Consider the following 22,368-nt stretch of genomic DNA (forward strand, 5'->3'; position numbering starts at 1 on the left):
AAAGGCGCCGCTGGCGGGTGCAAATCAGTGCACTTGCAATACTGTGTAGCGAGTGACGGACGAGCCAACAAATAGCGGCTGGGTGAACGTTCCCCATGCCAGAATCTACTGGGAATCGACCGGTGAGCCCTCCGGCGTTCCGGTCCTCTACCTTCATGGCGGCCCCGGCGGTTCCCTCGGTAAGGGCGGGTACCGCAAACGACACGACCACACCCGCTTTAGGATCATCGGGCTGGATCAACGAGGGTGCGGCAAGAGCACTCCGACGGTCCAGGAGGATCTCGACCACCTATCCGAGAACACCACGCAGGCCTTGATCGAAGACATTGAGGCGGTGCGCGAGTTCCTCGGTATCGAAAGGTGGATCGTCACCGGTGTTTCCTGGGGCAGCACGCTCGCTCTCGCTTATTCCCTCAGTTACCCCGGCCGGGTCCTCGGCATCGCTCTCGTAGCCGTGACATCAACTAGCCGCGACGAGGTCCGATGGATCACTGAAGACGTCGGACGCGTCTTCCCTGAAGCGTGGAACGAGTTCTCCGAGGCATCCAGCGCAAACCCGGGCGAGCGGGTGGTCGAGGCTTACGCCCGGCGGCTGGCTGGGGAAGACCGCGACGACGCCAGACGAGCCGCCTTATCCTGGGAGCGCTGGGAATCCACGCATGTATCCTTGGACCCCAACTGGGTGCCCGGCGCGTTGTTCGAGAATGAGCGAGAGCGGATGACGTTCGCCCTTCTGGTTTCGCACTACTGGGCCAACGACGGATTCCTGACCAACGGGCAGAAAATCATCCCCCGGATTCACGAGCTCAACGGCATCCCCGGTTACCTCATCCACGGCCGGCGAGACATTAGTGGACCTGCTGCAACCGCATGGCAGCTGCAACGGAGATGGCAATCAAGCCAGCTTGTCATTATCGAAGACGAGGGACACGGCGGCCCTGCATCCATGGCGGCATTGTCAGAAGCAGTCGAAGAAATTGCTGCCATGATAACCACCGCCTAGGGAATGAGCGCTTCGTCGTCGGAAAGTTGTTGGACTTCGATCCGCGCGTCTCTGAACCTGGAGAACAGAAGCACGAGGGAGGCCAGGAGGAGGAAGGCGGCGGCGGACCAGAGCGCGGAATCGGTACCCGCGACGGTGGCTATGACGCCGCCCAAGGGGGCTCCGATGACGATCATTCCGCGGTTCACCGAACGCCACTGATGAGCTGATGGGTGTTTGCCGCTCGCTCAGCGGGTTGGCGAGGGTGCGCATGAGGGTGACGTCCCCGGTCCTCGCGGCACGCCGGACGAGCGAGACCGCCATGATCGGGGCGAAGTTGCAGCACCAAAGCCACTGCCGGTCGGCGTTCAGGAGCAAGTTCTTAGGAAGCTCGTGGCACCAGGCCGTTCATGGAAGGTCACGGTGTGGCCGCTGTCGTCACGGAAGACCGCGCTTTGGCCCGCCACGGTGATGGTGCCTGACTGGTAGGGGTTGCCCCAGCCTGTAGGGGGATTGCCGTGGCTGCCGTCCAGCGGCCGCGCGGCGGCGAAGAATGTGTCCTGCACTCTCGCCTCATAGATGCCGCCGGGAGCGCAACATTCGGCCACATCCCCAGGAAATCTTTCGTCCCATGTACGACGGCGGCGCGATGCCGGCTCCGTCACGCGCGGTCGCCGGGCGTCACCGAGACTTCACAGCGCGGGGTCCGGCGGGGCGCGGAGGCGTCCCGGGATGGCCTCTGATGACCGCGTGAGTCTGCCCTGTTACGGACTGCGTCCGATTGGGTAGCGAGTGGCGTCCGTGGCTGTTTTCGTCGCCGGATTACGCGCGGTTTCGTCGGGTGTCGCGGCACCTGCCGGCTCGGATTCAACTCTGTTCTGATGGTGGACACGGTCCGGTAACCCCGGTCCGCACCATCGAATCCAGAAAGAATCCGCTATGAAAAACCGACTCTTACCCGCAGGACTTTTCCCCACCTTGGGCGTTGCTGCCGCCCTGGCGGTCTCGCTGGTGGTATCCGGTTGCGGCGGCCCTGCGAGCGCCCAGTCCTCGGCCGGAAATGCCCCTGGGACGCCCGAGGTGACCGAACTCCGCTACGAGGGCTGGGCCAACAGCGTCACGTTGCCGGAGCTGGCCGAGGACCTCGGTTACCTAGGCGATGTGAAGCTGAACTGGGTAGGCAACACCATCAGCGGGCCGGCGAGCATCCAATCAGCCGCGACAGGAGCCACCGACTTTGGCGGCGCCTTCTCGGGTGCCGTGGTGAAGCTCATCGAAGCCGGCGCACCGGTGACTGCGGTGATCAATTACTACGGCGAGGACGAGAAGACGTTCAACGGCTTCTATGTCACCCAGGAGAGCCCCATCCGGTCGCCACGGGATCTGATCGGCAAGAAGGTTGCGGTCAACACCTTGGGCGCCCATGCGGACGCCGTGATCAATAGCTACCTGAAGAAGAACGGTCTGTCGCAGGAGGAGATCAAGCAGGTTCAACTCGTCGTCGTTCCGCCCAATGACACCGAGGAGGCCATCCGCCGCGGACAGGTCGACGTCGGGTCGCTCGGCGGAGTGCTGCAGGATAACGCTGTCGCCAATGGCGGCCTGCGGTCCCTGTTCAACGACTTCGAGCTCTTTGGAACCTTCGCTGGAGGCCAATACGTTCTGCGCAAGGACTTCGTCGAAAAGAACCCGGAAACCGCGAGGATCTTTACCACCGGTGTGGCCAAGGCCATCGAATGGGAACGCAGTACGCCCCGCGACGAGGTGATCGCACGGTTTACGAGCATCATCAACAAGCGCCAGCGTTCTGAAAGTACCGCGGCCCTGAAGTACTGGAAGAGCGTCGGTGTCCCGTCCAAGGGCGCCATCAGCGATCAGGACTTCACCCGCTGGTCAGCGTGGCTGAACGACACCGGAATCGTGTCCGGCGACATCACCCCCTCCAAGTACTACACCAACGACTTCAACGACCTGCTGAAGGGGGCGGCATCGTGACCCGTGCTACCGGCCAGGCGCCGAAAATCAGCCTCCGGGACGTCGGGAAACAGTTCACTGTCCGGCCCAGCAAGGACCAGCCGGAGGGCACCACCCTGACGGCGCTGGAGGGCATCACCCTGGACGTCGCCGCGGGCGAGTTCATCACTCTGGTCGGTCCGAGCGGATCCGGCAAGACCACCCTCCTGGACCTCCTTGCCGGGCTCACCCGGCCGGACACCGGCCAGGTGCTGGTGGACGGCAAGGAGGTGACCGGACCCGGCCGCGACCGTGCCGTCGTGTTCCAGCAGTACGCACTCTTTCCGTGGCGCACCGCGGCCGCCAACGTCGCCTTCGGCCTCGAAGGGCCCGGCAGCGACGGGCGCCGGCTCAGCCGCAAGGAACGTACCGACAAGGCCCGCCACTATCTGGAGCTCGTTGGCCTGTCCGGCTTCGAGGACCGGTATCCCCATGAGCTCTCCGGGGGCATGAAGCAGCGCGTTGCCATCGCCCGGAGCCTCGCGTACGAACCCGACGTCCTGCTCATGGATGAACCGTTCGCGGCGCTGGATGCCCAGACCCGGGAACAGCTCCAGGAGGAACTCCTGCGCATCTGGCGGTCCACGGGCAAGACCATCATCTTCATCACGCACGGCATCGACGAAGCCGTATACCTGGGCCAGCGGGTGGCCGTGCTCAGTTCCCGCCCCGGCCGGCTCAAGCAGATTGTCGACATTGACCTGGGGGAGCGGAGCGGTGACGGCGACGTCCGTTCCGACGCCGTCTTCGTCGAACACCGCCACCAAGTCTGGTCCCTGCTGCACGACGAAGTCCGGAAGGCCCAGGAAGCCGGGCACGCCAAAATCCGGCCCGACGGGTCAGCACCCGACGAGGCACCCCAACTCAGCAAGGGACAGCTCAGCAAGGGAAGGGCAGCCTGATGACCGCACCAACACTGACCAAAGACGCCGCCGCGCCTGCCGCCCCTGCCGCACGCGCGGCCGACGCCGGGCGGACCGCGCAGCCCGCGGGAGCCCGACACCTCCCCTCCCTGGTCCGGTCCAGCGCCCGCAGGGCCGGACGCGGGATCTGGGCCTCCGGCGCCATCCTGCTGTTCCTTCTGCTCTGGGAACTGGGGCCCACGTACCTTGCCTCGCCATCCACCAGGGTGTTCCTCCCGCCGCTGCACGAGGTCCTGCGTGCCCTGGGGTCCCTCCTCGCCAAGGGTCAGCTGCAGAACCATTTGGCGGCAAGCCTCACCCGCTCCGCCAGCGGCTTCGGCATCGCCGTCGTCTCCGCCGTCGCCCTGGGCCTGCTGGTCGCCTGGTACCGGTCCCTTGACCGGTTCTTGAATCCGCTGCTGGAGGTCTTCCGGAACACGGCGGCGCTTGCCCTGCTCCCGGTCTTCACCCTCCTGCTGGGGATCGGGGAGACGTCCAAGATCAGCATCGTGGCCTACGCCGCGTTCTTCCCCGTCCTGCTGAACACCATCGCCGGCGTCCGGACCGTTGACCCGCTCCTGATCCGTGCCGCCCGCTCCCTGGGGCTGTCCAACTTCCGGCTGTTCCAGAAGGTCATCCTGCCCTCGGCGGTACCGACCATTTTCACGGGAATCCGGATGGCCGGAACGTCCTCGATCCTGGTGCTCATCGCCGCGGAAATGGTCGGGGCCAAGGCGGGCCTCGGGTACCTGATCGTCAATTCCCAGATGAGCTTCCTGATCCCGGACATGTACGCAGGGATTCTGACCGTCTCGCTGCTCGGCCTGCTGGTCAACTACCTGCTGGTCGCCGTCGAACGGCACTTCTCCCGGTGGCGGACCGCCGTCGGATCCCAATCGAACTAGACCAGCCAACCTCACCACCCCCCACAGATCAAGGAGACCACCACCATGTCGATAGCTACCGAAACCCGCCTCAAATTCCGCAAACTCAGCGCGCGCATCGGCGCCGAGATCCGCGGCCTGGACCTCAACAGCGAGCTCAGCGACGCCACGATCGCCCAGATCCGTGAAGCCTTGAACACGCACAAGGCCCTGGTCTTCCGGGACGCCAACATTCGCGACGACGAAGCCCAGGTGCGCTTCGCCAGCCGCTTCGGCCCGCTCACCCAGGCACACCCCACGGTGGCCTCCGTAGAGGGCAAACCGGCGGTCCTGCCGGTAGACAGCGAAAACGGCAGCGCGAACAACTGGCACACCGACGTCACCTTTGTCGTGAACCCGCCGCAGGCCTCCACCCTGCGCAGCATCACCCTGCCGGCCTACGGCGGGGAGACCCTGATCGCCTCCTCGGCAGGTGCCTACCAGGACCTGCCGGAGGAACTGCGGAACTTCGCCGACACGTTGTGGGCCGTCCACACCAATGACTACGACTACTCCGTGCCGAAGAACCTCGAGCACGCCAACGCCGATGAGCGGCGGAAGGAATTTACCCGGATCCACTTCGAGACCGCCCACCCCGTGGTCCGGGTCCACCCACTGACAGGGGAGCGCGGCCTCTTCATCGGCGGCTTCGCCCAAAGGTTGCGGATCGTGGGATTGTCCAACACCGAATCCAAGGACATCCTGCGGCTGCTCCAGGCCTACGTCACCCGCCCGGAGAACGTGGTCCGCGTCAACTGGGAACCGGACCAGCTGGTGCTCTTCGACAACCGCATCACCCAGCATTACGCCCCGGACAACTACGACGGCCAGCCCCGCCAGCTGAACCGGGTCACGGTGGCCGGCGATGTTCCCGTAGGCATCGACGGACGCAGCAGCTCGTCCATCCAGGGCGATTCCTCCGTCTATTCCGAGACGGTTGTTCTGCCCGCAGACTTGCCCGGAGACGGGCTGTGAGCGGCGCACGGCAGCTGCACCTGAACGCGTTCCTCATGAGCACCGGGCACCACGAAGCCTCGTGGCGGCTGCCGGAAAGCGACAGCTTCGCCGGGACCGACGTCGCCCACTTCCAGCGGCTTGCCCGGACCGCGGAACGCGGAACGTTCGACTCGATCTTCTTCGCGGACTCGCCAGTACTGCACGGCGACGTCGGACAGCGCCCCTACGGCAGCCTCGAGCCGACCGTGCTGCTTGCGGCCATCGCCGCCGTCACCGAACGCATCGGGCTCATAGCGACGGCTTCCACCACCTACAACGACCCCTATAACCTGGCCCGGCGGTTTGCCTCCGTGGATCACATCAGCGGCGGCCGGACCGGGTGGAACGTCGTCACCACCGCCGGGGACGCGGCGGCAAGGAACTTCTCGCTGCAGGACCAGCCGGCCCACGCGCTGCGGTACGAGCGGGCCGCGGAATTCCTGGACGTTGCCCGCAAGCTCTGGGACAGCTGGGAGGACGGCGCCGCCGTCGGGGACAAGGACGCCGGGATTTGGGGGGACAACACCCGCGTCCATCCGGTCAACCACGCCGGCACGTATTTCAGCGTCCTGGGCCCCCTGGATGTGCCGCGCTCCGTCCAGGGCCACCCGGTGATTGTCCAGGCGGGCTCCTCGGAAGACGGCAAGGACTTCGCCGCCCGCTACGCCGAAGCGGTTTTCACCGCCCAGCAGACGCTGCCAGAGGCACAGCGCTTCTATGCGGACCTGAAGCAGCGAACGGCCGCAGCCGGCCGGGACCCGGAGACGATCAAGATTCTTCCGGGCATTGTTCCGGTCATCGGGTCCACGGAGGCCGAAGCCCGGCGCCTGGAACAGCAACTCGACGAGCTCATCCACCCCGACCACGCTAGACGGCAACTCGCCGGGGTCCTGAAGGTCTCGCCGGAGTCGCTGGCCCTGGACGCCGAACTGCCGGAGGACCTGCCCTCCGAGGACGAGATTGAGGGCGCCAAGAGCAGATACACGCTGATTGTGGACCTCGCCCGGCGGGAACGCCTGACCGTGCGCCAACTCATCGGCCGTCTCGGCGGCGGCCGCGGACACCGCACCTTCTCCGGGACCCCCGAGCAGGTGGCCGACGCCATCCAGGAATGGTTCCTGGCCGGGGCGGCGGACGGCTTCAACATCATGCCGCCCGTGCTCCCGTCCGGCCTCGACGCCTTCGTGGACCACGTCATCCCGATCCTGCGGGACCGCGGACTCTTCCGGCGTGAATACACCGGACGGACCCTCCGCGAGCACTACGGGCTGCCCCGGCCGGCCAACACTTTCGCTGCCGCCGGACGGTCCAGCCATGTGGACAACGTCGGTGCGCAGAGAGGCGGACTGCTGGTCTCGGAACGATGACCTGAGTGGGTCCAGGGTTCGGCTCACGACCCGATGGAAGCCCCGGGCAGCAACAGCTGTCCGGGGCCTCCTCACTTCAGGGGCGTGACTGTCAGCGGAAAGTGGTGTGCAAATCACTGCTCTGTTTGGCGTTGCCACGTCCCGTTAAGGGACCCTAAACGGCAGTGCGGTAGCTCTTCGCGGGCTGAAAATAATCGGTCACGTCCGCCTCTTCCTCTTGGGGAACTGCTTCGCGTACTCCTCGGCCGTGCCGAAATCGGCTTCCGCCGCAGTCCCTGCAACGGCCCCGGCCCTTGGCCTTGGCCTTGGCAACCTTCATCCCTTCCCGGGTGCGGGCTCGGAAGAGGCCCCTTCGAACTCTGCGACCAGCGCCTGGACGTTGAAGAGCAGGGTATCCCCGATTCCATGGTTCTCGGACCGGTTGAGCGGGAACCGGCAGCCCAGGGACCTGAACGGATCGCCCCGACGCGCTAGCATGTGACTCATGCCCATCAAACTCGAGAACGTAGGCATAGCCGTCCGAGACCTCGAAGCAACGATCGACTTCTTCACCGACCTCGGTCTGACCGTCGTCGGCCGTGACACCGTCAGTGGCGAGTGGACCGACACCGCCGTCGGCCTCGACGGCAACCACGCCAACATCGCCATGCTCCAGACGCCAGACGGCCACGGTCGCCTTGAGCTCTTCGAGTACATACACCCCGACGCAATCGAGACGAAGCCAACCCGTCCCAACGAGATCGGCATGCACCGTGTCGCCTTCTCTGTCGACAACATCGACGAGGCCCTCGAGATCGCCGCGAGGCACGGCTGCCACCCGCTGCGCGGCGTGGCGACCTACGGGGACGTCTACAAGCTCACCTATGTCCGCGGACCAAGCGGCATCATCGTGATGTTCGCCGAGGAGCTGAAGAAGACCCACGTAGCGTCGACGAGATGAACGGTTAAAAGCCCATGTCGGAGTCGAACGGCCGAGCGAAGAGAAGCCGGGGCGCGGCATTCCTGCCGATCGGGATCGTTTTCCTGGCCGTTGCGATCGCAATGATATTTCTAGGAACCACGGCCTGGATTGCGTTCTTCACTATGGGTATCACGTTCCTCATCCTCGGGATGCAGAAGCCCGCAGGCAAAGATGTGCGTCCCCCCGGCGAGGCTTCGCAGGGCTGACCTCGACCGGCATCATCCCCGCCGAATGCTTTTGTGCCGCTTCTGGAGAAAAGGGACATGCTTCCCACTTTGACACTCTCACGCCCGAAACCGTTGACGCAGCCTGAGGAACCAAGCGCTGCTAATTCACTGCCAGCTCTGCGGTTTTCATAACCTCAGGGGCGTGATGCGCCCGGCTTGATGCTGGCCAGCAGGATGGCTGCCGCGTTGGTGGCGACAATGATGCCGATACCCAGCAATTCATGAACGGCGAGGATCTGCCCCAGCACGATCATCCCCGAGAGGGCCGCAAGAAGGGGATTGATGCTCATATATACGCCGAAGAATGCCGGACGCACGTGGCGGAGCGCCACCAGGTCCGCGGCGTACGGGATGACAGAGCAAAGCACTCCGGCGATCACCGAATACAACAGCGCCGGACCCGTCAGAGACCCCGCCGAGATCAGATAACCGACCACCGGCAGGTAGAACACCATGGAGACCAGGGTTGCGGCTGCCGGGCCCTGCAGCCCAGGCAGCCGCTGACCCACGACTCCATTCAGAATGATGTAGGCCGCCCAGCAGGCGGCCCCGGCCGCGGCGATTCCAATGCCAAGGAAGTCGCTCGAAGGTCCCGGCATCACCAGGACGTAGACGCCGGCACCGGCGCACAGCGCACACAGCAGGTCGAGTTTGGACCTGGACCGCATGAGGGCGATTGCAAGCGGGCCAAGAAATTCCAAGGTGACGGCCAACCCCAGCCCGATGCGCTGGATGGCGACATAGAGGCAAATGTTCATGAGGGCGATCGTTCCGCCCAGCAGGAGCGCCGGCCACCACTGTTTCCACGTGAACCGATGGAGGGGCGGCCGGGCGGCCGACAGGAGGACGGTCGCGGCCACGAGTTGCCGGACGGCGACCACACCGGCGGGTCCGAGCACCGGAAACGCGTGGGCTCCAATGCCCGCCCCGATTTGATTGCTGACCCCGCTGCCCGTCATGGTCAGCAGGCCACCGAATATCCGGGGCTGGGTTTGAGCTGACGGACGGCGGTCTTGGCCCGAGCCGTCCTCTGTGTATGCCTCCATAACCCAAAGTGTGGGGCGAAATCTTCAAACCAATAAATGCTTGCGGTGACCGTTCTATACGATGACCGTATGAATCTTGAGCTGCGCCATCTTAGGGCACTCGTGGCTGTCGACGACGCCCGGACCTTCACCGACGCGGCCATCAGTTTGGGAACGTCCCAGGCAAGCGTCTCCCGGTCGGTCGCGACCCTGGAACGCACCCTTGGAGTCCGTGTTTTCCAGCGAACGACGCGCAGCGTGACCCCGACCGCCGCCGGGCAGCGGATCATAGAACACGCACGGCGGGTCCTGGACGAAGCCCGGCTGCTGGAAGAGGCCGCGAGGGATCACGCGGGCGAGCTCAGGGTCGGCTACGCCTGGTCCGCGCTGGGCAGCCGGACCATAACCGTGCAGCGCCGCTGGGAAGAGGCGAACCCGGGAGTGCAACTTATCTGGGTCCAGTCGAACTCGGCGACGGCCGGCCTGGCCGGCGGATCCGTGGATCTGGCCGTTGTCCGCCGCGGGCTCAATGACCCGCGCTTCACTGAGACGCTGATCGGAACAGAGTTACGCTATGCCGCGGTGGCCACGACTGATCCGCTGGCCCGCAAACGGTTCCTCCGCATGGCGGACTTTGCCGGGCGGACAGTCGCCGTCGATAGCCGGACCGGAACCACGGTCGAGGATCTTTGGGAACCGGAGGCCCGGCCTTCATCCCTGCGCCCCATCCAGGGAGTAGACGATTGGCTGACACTGATTTCGACGGGTAAGGCCATGGGCATGTCCTCGGAAGCGACCGCCACGCAGTACCAACGTCCCGGGGTTGCGTACAAACCGGTCCGTGACGCCCCTCCCATACCGGTCTTCCTTGCATCTTGGAAGGATGACCCGTCAGTTCTCCTTGCCGCCTTCACGAGCCTGGTCCGACAGGTGTTTACGGAAAACCGTGGGACCGGGTCCGGCGGGAACGATTAGGCAAAATCGCGGAATTTGGCACAGCGGGAACGACGAGCTTGTGGCCTGTCCCTCGTTCACATGAGGCAGGGAAGCGTGGAATGGTGTACGTTGGCTTCCCGTCAGAACTAAACATAGGAATGAGAGTCACCCCCGTGGCAACCGATTACGACGAAGTCCGATCCGACGTCAAGGAATCGCAGGATAGTTCCCTGCAGGCGCTGCAATCCGCCAACGCCCCGGATGCCCGCAGTGTTGTCCGCGAGATGGATGAGACTGACGCATTTGACGATGCGATCAGCCCCGGCGGGGAATTCGTCGCCGAGGAACTCGTCGTGCAGGTCATCCCGCAGGCGCAGGACGAATTCACCTGCTACTCCTGTTTCCTGGTCCGGCACCGGTCCCAAGTGGCACGCGAAAAGAACGGCCACACTTACTGCATCGACTGTGAAGGCTAGGACAATGGCCCCGCGTGTGTGCGGCGCGGGGGCGGTTTTCCGCACCGCTCCGGGTCAGCGGACCAGCATCGTCCACGGCAGGTCCAACTAGTCCATGCTCCGCCTGAAACGCCTGGCAGTGCTCGGCCTGTTCGCGTTTTGCGTCATCACCGCGTTCTTGTTTTGGGCACTCCGCTACACCGGCGCGGAGACCCGCGCCGCCCTGCCACCACCGCCCCGGGCGGAGGCGAAACTCGAAACGCTGTCCACCGGAATCACCTCCGCCGTGAACATAACCCGGAGCACGGACGCCCAATGGCTCATCGATGCCGCCGCGCAGACGGACATCCCAGCCCGTGCGCTCCAGGCCTACGTGGCCGCTGCCGGCGCGGCCAACGAGTCGGCTCCGGCGTGCGGCATCGGCTGGAATACGGTGGCAGGGGTCGGCTTCGTCGAATCCGGCCACGGAACCTACGGCGGCGGGAGCCTGACCAGCGCCGGCCAGGCGAGCGGGCCAATTGTCGGTCCGAGCCTCAATGGCGACGGTTTTGCCGCGATCCCTGATACGGACGCCGGCGCCCTGGACGGCGACGCCCAGTGGGACCACGCAGTCGGACCCATGCAGTTCATTCCCTCCACCTGGCAACTGGCAGGGCGGGACGGGAACGGTGACGGAAAAGCCGACCCGCTCAACATCGACGACGCCGCCCTAAGTGCCGCCTCGTACCTGTGCGCCCGAGGCGGTGACCTCACGACCGCCGGGGGCTGGGCGGATGCCATCTACTCCTACAACCAGTCGGATACGTACGTGGCCAACGTACGCGACCGGGCCACTGCCTACGCCGCGCGGGCGGGCACTACCGGATAAGTCCGCGGCGTTGACGCGCTGATTAAGGCGCCCGTCCGCCCGCAGGGCAGAATGGGAGCCATGACCTTTACGACGTTTGCCCTCGTCCGCCACGGCCAGACGGACTGGAACGCGGAGCGCCGGCTGCAGGGATCCACCGACATTCCGCTGAACGCCGTCGGCCGCGGCCAGGCGCGCAACGCCGTCGCCGCCCTGTCCGGCTATGGGTGGGACGCGATCGTGTCCTCGCCGCTGAGCCGTGCCGCGGAAACAGCCGACCTCATTGCCGCCGGGCTGGGGCTCAGCGTGGCCCGGCGCGTGCCGGAGCTCGCCGAGCGCAGCTTCGGACCCGCGGAGGGCCTGCAGGCCGGCCCGGAACTGGACGCACTGCGCATCCCCGATGGTTTCCGCGGCGCGGAAAGCGAGGACGAGGCGGCCCGCCGCGGGTTGGCCGCGCTGGAATTGCTGGCCGAGGAGTTCCGCGGCCGCCGCGTCCTGGCCGTCGCCCACGGGACGCTCCTGCGCGTGAGCCTCAGCCGCGCGATCGGCCGCACCCTGGAAAGCATCGACAATGCCGTGCTGAACCTGGCCCACCACCATGCCGTCGACGGCTGGCAGCTCGAATACTTCAACGGCGAGCGCGTCATGGCTGCCGTTTAGGGCTGCAGCCCACTCGACGGAGTGACGACAGGGGAGCAGGGGGCCGGCAGTAGTGTCCCCTGCCGGCCGCCCACGCCTGGTGACTAGGGGAGCCGCATCGGTTTGAGTTCGTCGAAACGGTCGCCGGGTCCCGGGTTCTCCGGATGGGTCTTGCCGCCGAGCTGCGTCATGACGCCCCACACTGCGTTCAGGCCTGTGGTCACTGCGCCGTCGGCCCAGCCGCCGGTCCAGGAGACGCCGTCCCCGGCCAGGTAGATCCCGCGGTGGGCCGCATCCATTCCGTCCTGCATGAAGTGCGTGTACAGCCGTTCCTGGTAGCGGTAGTGGCCGGGCAGGTTGTCGCTGAACGCTCCCATGAAGTTGGGGTCATCCTCCCAGGAGACAGTGATGGGGTCGCCGACGATGTGCGAGGCGATGTCCACGGTGGGGTAGATCTGCTTCAGGGAGTGCAGCATGAGCCGGACGCGTTCGTCGGCGTCCAGCGGCAGCCACTTCAGGGCATCATCGTTCCAGGTGTAGGACAGGCAAATCAGGGCAGGCTGGTCCGGGCCGTTGTCCAGCAGGTAGGTCCCGCGGGTGAGCCGGTCCGTGAGCGTGGTGCTCATGACCTGACGGCCGGTCTGCGGGTCGAGGTCCTTCCAGAACGGCCGGTCGACGACGACGAACGTCTTGGAGGACTGCATGTAGTGGCTGCGCTCGATCGCGGTCCAGAGCTTGTGGCTGAAGAGCGATTCGCCGACGTCGATCCGTGCCGAGAGCAGCCAGCTCTGGCACGTCGCAATGACGGCCGCGTACTGGCGCGTCTGTCCCCATTTGTCGGTGACGGCGATGGGTCCCTGGCTGGCTGCCGTTCCGTCCTCACTGCCGGGAACCCGCCGGATGGCGGCGACGCCGGGCCGCGGGTGCCCGCCGTGCAAGGAAGCAAGGCTGGTACCCTCCGGCCAGTACGCCAGGCCCGACGGGGCATGGTTCCAGAGCCGTTCGGGCAGGAGCTGGGCGCCGCCGATGATCCGGTGCTGGTCGGCGTCGGCGTCCACGTAGACGACCCGGAGGATCTCCAGGATGCTGTCCGGGAAATTGGTGTCCCAGCCGCCCGTGCCGAACCCCACCTGGCCGAAGGCCTCCCGGTATTCAAACGGCAAGGAGGAGAACGCCTTCGACGTGGCCAGATAGCCCGAGAAGGAGATGTCATCGAAGCGCGGAACAAGGTCGTTCCAGAGCTTCTTGATGGTGGCCAGGTCGCGGGTGCGGATGGCTTCCTGCATGGCGCTGAAGTGGGCGCGTTCCTCCAGACAGTCGTTCCAGGCATTGGAGACTTCCCCGAAGAAGCCGGGAAGGTCGGCGGCTGTCTCGGCGTAGTGGGCCTGGCCTCCGAGCTCGATCACCGTGCTGCCCGCTGCGGGGGTCAGCGGGTTGGGGAACGGCTGGGTTTCGATGCCCACGAGGTCCGCGTAGTGGAAGAACGAGGCACCGGACTTCGGGAAACGCATCCCGCCGAGGTCAGCGACGGGGCCGGACTGGCCCGGCTGGGTTCCGCCGCGAAGCCGTCCGCCGATCCGGGAGGACTCGTACACAACGGGCTTGAGCCCCATTTTCATGAGTTCGTAGGCTGCGACGAGCCCGGACATCCCGGCGCCCACCACGGCCACTTCCGTGCCGTGCATGTCGGCGGGGACGCTGCCGATTCCCGCGGTGTGGGTGATGTAGTCGTCATAGGGGAACGGGAAGTCGGGGATGAGCATGCTCAGGTTTGCAGTCGGCGTGCTGGTGGCTGCGATGGTCACGGAGGTCCTTTACTGGGGGTGGGCGCTGGCTGCGCTGTGCTTGAACGGGGAACTGTGAACGAAGGTGGAAAGGTAGCCGGTGTCCCGCCGGGCCTGGCGCACGGTGGCAACCGCAATGTCCGCGACGATGAGTGCCGCGTCGTCGCCGGCCGCCGCGAGGCGGCGGCCGTACGGATCAGCGACCGTACTCAGGCCGGCGAAGTCCGGGCCGGCGTGGTTGGCGTACGCGATGAACAGTTGGCTTTCCAACGCGCGGGTGGGCACCACCATCGCCGGGACCAGCCGGGTGTCGAAGGGGTGCGCGTCGGTCTGGCCGCCCGCGCGCAGCGGGACCGCCGTCGGAACGCAGAGCAGTTCCGCGCCCGCGAGGGCCGCGGCGCGGACAAATTCGGGAAACTCGATGTCGAAGCAGATCCCGAGGGCAACGTTGACTCCGTTGAAGGGGACGACGGCGGGTGCCTCCTCCCCGGCGTCGAAGGCGCCCTTCTCCGCGGCCCCGAAGAGGTGCTGCTTGCGGTAGCGGGTCAGTTCGCCGCCATCGCGGTCGAAGAAGGACGCCGAAATGTAGTGCCGGTCCCGGTCGTGTTCGACAGTGGAGCCCACGATCGCCAGGCCCGCGGATACAGCAATGTCCGCGAGCTGCCTCCGCTGGGCTGCGCCGTCGGTGGTGTGGACCAGGCTGGGCGCATAGCCGCTGACGTACAGTTCGGGCGTCACCAGCAGATCCGCGCCCTGCGCCCGGGCTTCCTGCGCGCGGGAGGCAAGCCGGTCCAGGTTCTGTTGCGGGGAGTTGACCAGCCCGGTGCCCTGCACGACGGCCACCCTGATTCGGCCGGTCACTGGACGCCCTCAGGCCGGGCGCCGGACCCGGGAGCCGCGGTGCCGGACCCGGGGGCCGCGGCGCCGTCGAGGTCCCCGTTGCACAGCCGTTCCACCACGCGGGTGAGCATGTCCACGCCGGCGCAGGCGTCGCCGTCGTTCGTGTACTCACGTTCGTTGTGGGAGATGCCGTCCACGCTGGGAACGAACAGCATGACCGTCGGGACGACGTCCTTCATGTTGATGGAGTCGTGTCCGGCCAGCGTGAACACCTGGCGGTGGCTGAGGCCCAGTTCGGCTGCGCACTCGGCGGCCAGGGCCACACCGGCGGGCTGGTAGGGGTTGATGCCCCAGGCATGGGACTCCGCGACTTCAATGCTGACGTTCGTCTCCGCCTCGATACTGGCGATGCCGGCGCGGAGCAGGGCCTTGGCTGAGGCCAGGATCTCCTCGTCGGCTGTCCGCAGGTCCATGACCAGTTCCACCCGGGACGGTACCACCACGGGCGAGTTCGGGTAGACGGTCAGCTGGCCCACGGAGGTGTGCAGCACGGCGCCGCTGAAGTGGTCCGCGATTTCGCGCAGGAGCACCACCAGTCGGGATGCACCCAACAGCGCGTCCCTGCGGTCGGCAATGACCGTTGAACCCGTGTGCGCCTGTTCGCCGTGGACGGTCACGCTGTATTTCGCGGCGGCCCAGCAGGCGTGGACCAGACCGATGGTGGTGCCGGAATCCTCCATCGAGCGGCCCTGTTCGATGTGGATCTCTGCGTAGGCGGCGGCCGTGGGGCCCTCGCCGCTGCCGAGGTGCCCGATTTCGGAGAGGGCCTCGCTCACGCTGGTGCCGGCGGTGTCAGTGACGGCGAGCGCGACGTCGGCCGGGAGCTTTCCGGTGTAGACGGAGCTGCCCATCATGGACGGGGCGAAGCGGCAGCCTTCCTCGTTGAACCAGTCAACGACGGCGAGGTTGTATTTGGGCGCACCGGCCGCGCTGCCGCCGTCGGAGGGTGCGGAGGCTGACCGGTCCGCCAGCCGGCGGCCGGCGTGTAGGGCTGCGGCGACGCCGTAGGCGCCGTCGTACTTTCCGGCCGTCGGCTGGCTGTCCAGGTGCGATCCCACCAGCACGAAAGGCGCGCCGGGGTTCCATTCGATGAGTGCGAAGAGATTGCCGATCCTGTCCGTCTCGGTGCGGAATCCGTACTGCGAGGCGAGCGAGGTGAACCAGGCACGTGCCTGCGCGTCCGCCGCAGTGGCGGCCTGGCGGTCCACGCCGTGGCCGGGTGTTTCCCCGATGGCCGAGAGGCTGCGGAAGTCGCGGAGGAACGCCGCGGCCTCGTCAGATGTTTCCTGGCGGGTGCCGGCGGAGGGTCCGGCCAGCGTATGGGTGGGGCGTGTAGCTGCGGCAGTCATGGTGTGTGCTCCTCGTTGTTGAACCGCGTGGATGAATGCTGGGTGGATGAATGCTGGGTTGCTGGTACTTGTACCGGGATGGCGCCGGTGAGCGGATGGGTCGTGGCGAGCTCGTTGACGCGTTTCCGCACCGAATACCAGCCGGCAACCAGGGCCGGGATGATGATCGCCAGGGAAGCGACCGTGTAGGTTCCGATCGGGAAATCAAACAGCATCAGGACCAGCACCGCGGCCAGGAAGGCCAGCGTGAGGTAGGAGGTCCAGGGCGCACCGAAGAGCCGGAAGGCGGGCCGGGGCATGAGCCCCGCCTTGGACAGTTTGTACAGTTTGAGCTGGCACAAAATGATGGTGGCCCAGGTACAGAGGATGGCGAGGGCGGTGGCGTTGATGGTGATTTCGAAGGCCATCTTGGGAACAACGGCGTTCAGGCCCACGCCGAGCAGTGTGAACGCGGCGGTGAAGAGGATTCCGCCGTAGGGCACACCGCCGCGGCTCATGCGTTCCATGAACTTCGGCGCTGTCCCGGTCTGGGCCATGGAGCGGTAGATCCGCCCGGTGGAGTAGAGCCCGGCATTGAGGCTGGACAGGGCGGCGGTCAGGACCACGAAGTTCATCACGTCACCGGCGCCCGGCACCCCGATGCTGGCGAAAAAGGTCACGAAGGGTGACTCACCGGCCTTATAGGAGCTGTACGGAAGCAGCATCGCCAGCAGCGCCGTGGAACCGACATAGAAGATGGCGATCCGGAAGATGACGGCATTGACCGCCTTCGGCATGATCTTCCGGGGGTCCTTGGTTTCGCCCGCGGCGACGCCGATCATGTCGATGCCTGCGTAGGCGAACACGATGCCCTGCACAATGACGATGGCAGGCAGGAGCCCGTTGGGCAGCAGGCCACCGTGGTCAGTGATCAGGGAGAGCCCGGGCTGGTGCCCCGCGACCGGGAAGTTGCCTGCGAGGAAGATGCCGCCCACCAGGAGGAACGCCACGAGGGCGCCCACCTTGATGACGGCGAACCAGAATTCCAGCTCGCCGAACAGCTTCACGGAGATGAGGTTGACGCCGGTGACCACGATCAGGGCTGCCAGCGCGAGGATCCATTGCGGCACGCTGCTGAACGCCGTCCAGTAGTTCAGGTAGACCGCGACGGCGGTGATGTCCACGATCGCCGTGAGCGCCCAGGACAGCGAGTAGACCCACCCGGAAATGTAGGCGGCCTTTTCGCCGTAGAACTCCCGAGCGTAGGAGACGAACGAGCCCGACGACGGGCGGTGCAAGACCAGTTCGCCGAGGGCGCGAAGAATGAAGAACGCGAACACTCCGCAGATCGCGTACACAACAGGGAGTACGGGCCCGGCTGAGGCCAGGCGTCCGCCGGCACCCAGGAACAAGCCGGTACCGATTGCGCCTCCGATGCCGATCATCTGGACCTGGCGGTTGGAAAGGCCCTTCTTGTAGCCGGACTGTTCGTCGGGGCGGACGGCCGTTGTCCGCTCCTCGACTGGGTCAATGATGGTCATGGAATCTCCTGGCCGGTGAAAGTCTGCTTGCCGCCACGATGCGGCTGACTTCGATCGTCCCAAGGCGCGGGGCCATTGCCCATGACGGCGGAAGACAGAAGAGCGGGCAAAAAATGTACGAACATACATCCCTGTGGTGGTCCGCTTCGGGGATGATAGGAGCGGCGAGTCTGGGAGGACTGATATGACCGAGGACGAACGATGGCGTGGTCTGATTGCCGCCGTCGGCACGCAGCTGCCCGAACTCGTGGAAAAGTTCCTGACCCGGATCCTTCCCGACCCGGCCTACGCAGACTCGGGTCTCACCCTTGAAGATCTGCGCCGCAGCAGCTTCCGTTCCTTCGCTGCCATGCTCGCGGCCCTCGGCGGGAAGGCCTCGGAAATTGACGCGCTAGCCGACATTGCCTCCGAACTTGGTGCCCGCAGAGCCCGGCAGGGAGTGCCTTTGGACAGCCTGGTGCGGGCTATCAGGCTGGATTTCTCGGTGCTGTGGGATGCCCTGGCCGCCCCTGCGCTCGGCGCAGACCCGGCGCTGCTGGTAGAGAAGGCAGAAGTCGTCTGGGCGACGGTGGACCGGTTCGCAGCCAGCGTCCAGGAACGGTACCTGAGGGAGCTGCAGGAAATTGAGGGCGCCGATGCCGATCTTCAACAGCAGTACCTGACGCAGCTGTTGGCGCCGGCCGAGCCGTCCCCAACGGATCTGTCACGGATAGCCGGCGCCCTGCGGATTAGCCCGCACGCAGTGTTCCTGGTGGCGGCCATCGACCGGAACGACGGTCTGCTGGTCCGGCGGCGGATCCGGGCGCGCCCACCCCGGGACGTTCCCGTGCTGACCTATGACCAGGGCCACCACACCTTGGTCATCCGGCCCCGGACGGCATCTTCCGACGAAAAGTTGAGTTTCCAGGAGGCCGCATTGTTCGACGGCGTGGCCGTTGCAGTGGCACCGCACGCCGCCGGGATCGCAGGAGTGCGCACAGCCGTCAGCGCTGCCAGGGAAATCATGAAGGACCTGCCCATGGGCAGCAGGGGAGTGTTCACGTTGCGGGACCGCTGGTTGTCCATCACGGCCCACCGGCTCTCGCAAGTGGGCTGCAACCCTGAAAGCCTCATACTTTCGGCGCTTGGTCGGTGCAGCGAGGCGGAGCGGGAACGCCTCTTGGAAGCAGCACGGACGTTCCTGGAACTCGGCAGCCTCGTGGCAACGGCCGACCGGCTCGCCTGCCACCGGAACACCGTTGTTAATCGGCTGGCGGCGTTCGAGGGCTACACCGGCCTGGACCTTCAAAAACCACGCGATAGCGCGCTGGCCCTGCTTGCCATCGGAGGCTAAGCAGCCTTGAACCGCAGCATGAGCGATGGGGGAGGCGTGCGCCAGGGCGCGTCCTTCGTTCACGAGCTCGGATCTCAAGGATAGGTCGGTATCGCGATGTACTGGTTGATGTTCGTGGACTGGAAAGTCTCAAATGTCAGCCTATCTTGGCCGCCTTGCGGATCTCCGACCACGACGGTTTGGTTGGACGAATCCACGCCCAGCAATGCGTAGGAATGATCGGATACCAACTTGCCGTCGTCGTTGGAGGTCCCAAGCGTTATGAGGCCGTTCGTGAAATCCTGCTCGATTTGCGCGAAGCTTACTCCCGTCATGGGGCCGCCGGGATTGCGGTCGACGCCCTCCATGCCGGTGATCGCATAAAGGGCATTATGCACATCGTGATCCTCGGCGTTGCTGAGATCGGTGCCATCGATGCCGGCATAGCGGTTGCCGTTCGCGGCCGCCCACCCTTTCTCGATAATGGCGGCCCATGAAACGTTCTTGCCGTCGATATATTCGATGCCATTTTCAAAGGGTTTGCCGTGGCGATACGGAAGGTCACCATTAACCGTCACTGTCACCGGATTGGGCGCGCCGTCATACTTGCTGTGGAATGAAATGGTGTAGGTGCCGTCAGCATTATCGTGAACCATGTTCAAAACGGTCTCCGGCGAGCGCGCTGCCACTGTCATCAAGGCTGCCAGGAAATAGCAATCGCCGGCATCACCCTGCTTGATATTGTCCAGGTCTTCGGAGATGTCAGGTTGGCCGGCACTATCAAGCGCGAACAACACCCGGTTCGGGACTTTTTGGAACGTTGCGCGCCCAGTCGCGGCAGGATTACTCACTGGTCGGCCGGATTGTCCCGGAATCGGCGCAGGGCCGGAAAACGGCGCAACTGTCGACCGGGAAATAGAAACAAACGCAATTCCAAAAATTACCACCACTGCAATCAGTGAAGAAATGATAAGTGCGCGAAATTTGGCCGGCCTGGATACTGCACGTTGCATGCTGCGTGCCCTCCCGTTCTGCGGGCTCCTGCCCGACGGCGGACTCGCTGCGGCAGGGGTCCAACGGCACCCCCGCCGTCGGACACTTCTCAGTTGCTTAATTCACCACCTGACCAACAGCTTGCCCCAGGCAACCAGAGTCATGAAAGGGCCGGCAAACGATTCACAGGCAAGTCCATCGAAGTCACTGCTGTGTCGCGGCATTCCTTGGCGCTACACGGAATTGCATGGCCGTCTTCCGCCCGGGAGCTAGCCCTCCGACTGGACCGGGAGGCCGGCGTGTGCCGGGGTTGGCAGGGGCAGCTTGAGTTTCGAGGTCGCGATGGCGCTGTCCATGACGACGCGGGTCAGGACACCAAGGTCAAATTGGCCCTTTGCCATCGCGAACAGGTTCTGGACGGCAAGGCCATAGGCCACCGGCCACTGCTCCGGCCGGGGCGCAGCCTGCCGGACGGGTGCCTGCAGGGGTTCCCACATGGCCAGATAGCTCCGAGGCGTGCCACCGGCATTGGTTCCCGGAGCGAAGCGCGGCAGGCCGAACTCCGCTCCGCCAAGGGTGCTCGCGCTGTGGTGGAAGAGCTCGTTGAGGTCCGGCACCTGGGCGCCGTGCTGCTGGGCTGCCCCAGCCACCAGACTCCAGACGGAGTGCGTGGACTCCGCGAGCGGACGGTTGATGGCATCGCCAACGAAGTATTCATCGCCGTTGGCGCCACCGACTGTCAGCAGTGACAACCCCCGGTACTGTGCCGCGCCCGAGTTGAGCCCTTCCAGTGCTGCGATCTGGCACGCCCGGCCGGCCAGCGCACCCAGGGCGGTCGCCAAAGACTCGACATGGACGCCACGCTCATCGCGCATTGCTCCGAGCAGCCGTTCCAGGACGATCCGGCCCGCCAGTTGCGCTCCCGGAAGGGGATCGAATGCCGGGGATGGCGCTGCCGCATCGCGGGGCAGGCCGTTCTTGCGGTTGGACTTACCGAACATGTTGTCCCCCAAAGTGAAGTCGTGCCGGACAGTTTGTAGTTGACGCCCGGCAAAGAACCGTGAATCGGGACAGCATATGCGCTCTGGAGGAGATCTCCTAGGCCCTGCGCACATCGCCCGCCAACGGTGCCGGTTGGGCCGGATCACCTCAAGCGCCTGCTGCAGCGGGGGAGCGCGGTCTGCCGGCGAGGACGGAAGGGGGCCGGCGTCGGCGGCTTTTTTGTGGATGACCTCATGCCGCGTTGAGGCAGCGGGGTGCCGGGGCATTGCTGGGGACCATGGACAGCGGCCGCGGGCGGGCCGGGCGGTGTACTTGTCAATGCAGGCGCTCCATCTCTTGTTCAGTGGTCTGGTTTGGTCTGTGCTGTGGTTCCCCGCCGTCGTAAATGTTGGTATCTACATCAAGGGATTCGCCGGTCCCGTACTCGTGGCACTGTTCTGCATCGCAGGTTCTGCTCTGCGACTTCTACGCCCAAGGTCCCTGAGCAGCGCATAGTCCCCGCTGTGCACCACGCGACGCTAGGCCGTTGATAAGCAACTGCAAGTGTGCTTGTTTAGCAAGTAGCGCAGATCCAGAAGGGGTGTCACTCGACATGAGATTGACGACGACGACCAACGTCTCGGTGGACGGCGTGATGCAGGGGTTGGGCGGACCTGACGAAGACCGCAGCGGGGGCTTCAACCGCGGGGGATGGGCCATACCTCTTCTCGATTCCGAAACCGGGGACTATCTCAACCAGGTCTACGGCGGTGCGGCCGCGTTCCTCTTCGGCCGCCGGACGTACGAGATCTTCGCCGGCTACTGGGGAACGATGATCGATCCGACCACGAACCCGATCGCCGCCGCACTGAACAGCCGGCCCAAGTACGTGGTATCGACCAGCCTCACCGACCCTCAGTGGGCGGGCACGAGTGTCCTGAGCGGCGACGTCGCCGCGGCCGTCCGTGATCTGAAGGCGCAGCAAGACGGCGAACTGCTGGTGCCCGGCAGCGGTGCCCTCGTCCGATGGCTGCTCGCCAACGACCTGGTCGACCAGCTCGACCTGCTCACCTACCCCGTCGTCGTCGGCCAGGGCACACGGCTGTTCCCCGATTCCGGCCCCGACATCGCGCTCGAACTGGTCAACACGCGGACCACTTCCCGCGGCATAACCATCCAGACCTATCGGCCTCTCGGGCGTCCGGAGTACGCAACGTCCACTGTGGACCCCGAACACGTGTTCTAGCTGCGCCAAC

23 protein-coding genes are annotated in these 22,368 nt (G+C 65.4%); 13 read left to right on the plus strand and 10 right to left on the minus strand.

The features are described 5' to 3' along the window. Window positions 1–52 precede the first annotated feature (52 nt). Entirely contained in the window at window positions 53–1,003 is a 951-nt protein-coding gene (locus LQV16_RS02520; RefSeq protein ID WP_229992361.1) for an alpha/beta fold hydrolase, read from the plus strand. On the opposite strand, the gene LQV16_RS02525 is transcribed toward LQV16_RS02520, so the two are convergent. Further along, entirely contained in the window at window positions 1,000–1,179 is a 180-nt protein-coding gene (locus LQV16_RS02525; RefSeq protein WP_229992362.1) for a hypothetical protein, read from the minus strand. The two genes, LQV16_RS02520 and LQV16_RS02525, sit on opposite strands and share 4 nt — an antisense overlap. 171 nt (window positions 1,180–1,350) lie before the next feature. Then, window positions 1,351–1,548, minus strand: a complete 198-nt coding sequence (locus LQV16_RS02530; RefSeq protein ID WP_229992363.1) for a hypothetical protein — start codon at window positions 1,546–1,548, stop codon at window positions 1,351–1,353. A 373-nt stretch (window positions 1,549–1,921) separates the two neighbouring features. On the opposite strand from LQV16_RS02530, the gene LQV16_RS02535 reads away from it, so the two are divergent. Genes LQV16_RS02535 through LQV16_RS02555 form a run of 5 tightly spaced genes read left to right on the plus strand, consistent with a single transcriptional unit; the run spans window position 1,922 to window position 7,183 of the window. Then, window positions 1,922–2,977: an ABC transporter substrate-binding protein gene (locus LQV16_RS02535; RefSeq protein WP_229992364.1), complete on the plus strand. Its 1,056-nt coding sequence runs from the start codon at window positions 1,922–1,924 to the stop codon at window positions 2,975–2,977. Continuing rightward, complete coding sequence (locus LQV16_RS02540) at window positions 2,974–3,897, plus strand: ABC transporter ATP-binding protein (protein WP_229992365.1); 924 nt, start codon at window positions 2,974–2,976, stop codon at window positions 3,895–3,897. Before LQV16_RS02535 ends, LQV16_RS02540 begins: the two co-directional genes overlap by 4 nt. Beyond that, a complete protein-coding gene (locus LQV16_RS02545; protein ID WP_229992366.1) occupies window positions 3,897–4,802 on the plus strand; it encodes an ABC transporter permease in 906 nt (301 codons plus the stop codon). The genes LQV16_RS02540 and LQV16_RS02545 overlap by 1 nt, the downstream gene beginning before the upstream one ends. A gap of 45 nt (window positions 4,803–4,847) precedes the next feature. Then, a complete protein-coding gene (locus LQV16_RS02550; protein WP_229992367.1) occupies window positions 4,848–5,795 on the plus strand; it encodes a TauD/TfdA family dioxygenase in 948 nt (315 codons plus the stop codon). Further along, window positions 5,792–7,183, plus strand: a complete 1,392-nt coding sequence (locus tag LQV16_RS02555) for an LLM class flavin-dependent oxidoreductase (RefSeq protein WP_290369315.1) — start codon at window positions 5,792–5,794, stop codon at window positions 7,181–7,183. Before LQV16_RS02550 ends, LQV16_RS02555 begins: the two co-directional genes overlap by 4 nt. Window positions 7,184–7,498: 315 nt before the next feature. On the opposite strand, the gene LQV16_RS02560 is transcribed toward LQV16_RS02555, so the two are convergent. Further along, window positions 7,499–7,669, minus strand: a complete 171-nt coding sequence (locus LQV16_RS02560; protein ID WP_229992368.1) for a hypothetical protein — start codon at window positions 7,667–7,669, stop codon at window positions 7,499–7,501. On the opposite strand from LQV16_RS02560, the gene LQV16_RS02565 reads away from it, so the two are divergent. Beyond that, window positions 7,668–8,123 (plus strand): VOC family protein, encoded by a 456-nt coding sequence (locus LQV16_RS02565; protein ID WP_229992369.1) that lies wholly within the window; start codon window positions 7,668–7,670, stop codon window positions 8,121–8,123. The two genes, LQV16_RS02560 and LQV16_RS02565, sit on opposite strands and share 2 nt — an antisense overlap. 382 nt (window positions 8,124–8,505) lie before the next feature. Here LQV16_RS02565 and LQV16_RS02570 read toward each other — a convergent pair whose 3' ends face one another. Continuing rightward, the gene (locus tag LQV16_RS02570; protein WP_229992370.1) at window positions 8,506–9,417 is read right to left on the minus strand and encodes an EamA family transporter; all 912 of its coding nucleotides are present in this window, start codon (window positions 9,415–9,417) and stop codon (window positions 8,506–8,508) included. Between the two features lie 69 nt (window positions 9,418–9,486). Between LQV16_RS02570 and LQV16_RS02575 the strand changes: the two genes are divergently transcribed. The 4 genes from LQV16_RS02575 to LQV16_RS02590 all read left to right on the plus strand — a co-directional run bounded on the left by LQV16_RS02575 (window position 9,487) and on the right by LQV16_RS02590 (window position 12,294). After that, a complete protein-coding gene (locus tag LQV16_RS02575) occupies window positions 9,487–10,371 on the plus strand; it encodes a LysR family transcriptional regulator (RefSeq protein WP_229992371.1) in 885 nt (294 codons plus the stop codon). A gap of 134 nt (window positions 10,372–10,505) precedes the next feature. Then, window positions 10,506–10,808, plus strand: a complete 303-nt coding sequence (locus LQV16_RS02580; RefSeq protein WP_229992372.1) for a DUF4193 domain-containing protein — start codon at window positions 10,506–10,508, stop codon at window positions 10,806–10,808. Between the two features lie 94 nt (window positions 10,809–10,902). After that, window positions 10,903–11,655, plus strand: coding sequence for a lytic transglycosylase domain-containing protein (locus LQV16_RS02585; protein ID WP_229992373.1), 753 nt, complete (start codon window positions 10,903–10,905; stop codon window positions 11,653–11,655). Between the two features lie 60 nt (window positions 11,656–11,715). Beyond that, complete coding sequence (locus tag LQV16_RS02590) at window positions 11,716–12,294, plus strand: histidine phosphatase family protein (protein ID WP_229992374.1); 579 nt, start codon at window positions 11,716–11,718, stop codon at window positions 12,292–12,294. 83 nt (window positions 12,295–12,377) lie between these two features. On the opposite strand, the gene LQV16_RS02595 is transcribed toward LQV16_RS02590, so the two are convergent. From LQV16_RS02595 to LQV16_RS02610, 4 genes are read right to left on the minus strand one after another with little or no spacing between them, the layout of a single operon-like run. Continuing rightward, window positions 12,378–14,036 carry an NAD(P)/FAD-dependent oxidoreductase gene (locus LQV16_RS02595; RefSeq protein WP_229992417.1) on the minus strand — a complete coding sequence of 553 codons (1,659 nt, stop codon included), beginning with the start codon at window positions 14,034–14,036 and terminating at the stop codon, window positions 12,378–12,380. Between the two features lie 51 nt (window positions 14,037–14,087). Next, window positions 14,088–14,918: a nitrilase-related carbon-nitrogen hydrolase gene (locus tag LQV16_RS02600; RefSeq protein WP_229992375.1), complete on the minus strand. Its 831-nt coding sequence runs from the start codon at window positions 14,916–14,918 to the stop codon at window positions 14,088–14,090. After that, complete coding sequence (locus LQV16_RS02605) at window positions 14,915–16,306, minus strand: M20 family metallo-hydrolase (protein WP_229992376.1); 1,392 nt, start codon at window positions 16,304–16,306, stop codon at window positions 14,915–14,917. The genes LQV16_RS02600 and LQV16_RS02605 overlap by 4 nt, the downstream gene beginning before the upstream one ends. After that, window positions 16,303–17,826, minus strand: a complete 1,524-nt coding sequence (locus LQV16_RS02610) for an amino acid permease (protein WP_229992377.1) — start codon at window positions 17,824–17,826, stop codon at window positions 16,303–16,305. The genes LQV16_RS02605 and LQV16_RS02610 overlap by 4 nt, the downstream gene beginning before the upstream one ends. 184 nt (window positions 17,827–18,010) lie before the next feature. On the opposite strand from LQV16_RS02610, the gene LQV16_RS02615 reads away from it, so the two are divergent. Beyond that, window positions 18,011–19,159, plus strand: coding sequence for a PucR family transcriptional regulator (locus LQV16_RS02615; RefSeq protein WP_229992378.1), 1,149 nt, complete (start codon window positions 18,011–18,013; stop codon window positions 19,157–19,159). 74 nt (window positions 19,160–19,233) lie between these two features. On the opposite strand, the gene LQV16_RS02620 is transcribed toward LQV16_RS02615, so the two are convergent. Both LQV16_RS02620 and LQV16_RS02625 read right to left on the minus strand, forming a co-directional pair. Further along, a complete protein-coding gene (locus LQV16_RS02620; protein ID WP_229992379.1) occupies window positions 19,234–20,151 on the minus strand; it encodes a C2 family cysteine protease in 918 nt (305 codons plus the stop codon). Window positions 20,152–20,400: 249 nt separating this feature from the next. Then, the gene (locus LQV16_RS02625) at window positions 20,401–21,132 is read right to left on the minus strand and encodes a hypothetical protein (RefSeq protein WP_229992380.1); all 732 of its coding nucleotides are present in this window, start codon (window positions 21,130–21,132) and stop codon (window positions 20,401–20,403) included. Between the two features lie 593 nt (window positions 21,133–21,725). Between LQV16_RS02625 and LQV16_RS02630 the strand changes: the two genes are divergently transcribed. After that, window positions 21,726–22,358 carry a dihydrofolate reductase family protein gene (locus tag LQV16_RS02630; protein ID WP_229992381.1) on the plus strand — a complete coding sequence of 211 codons (633 nt, stop codon included), beginning with the start codon at window positions 21,726–21,728 and terminating at the stop codon, window positions 22,356–22,358. Window positions 22,359–22,368 lie beyond the last annotated feature (10 nt).

It is taken from the genome of Arthrobacter sp. Bi26, from assembly GCF_918697925.1.
Lineage (GTDB): Bacteria > Actinomycetota > Actinomycetes > Actinomycetales > Micrococcaceae > Arthrobacter.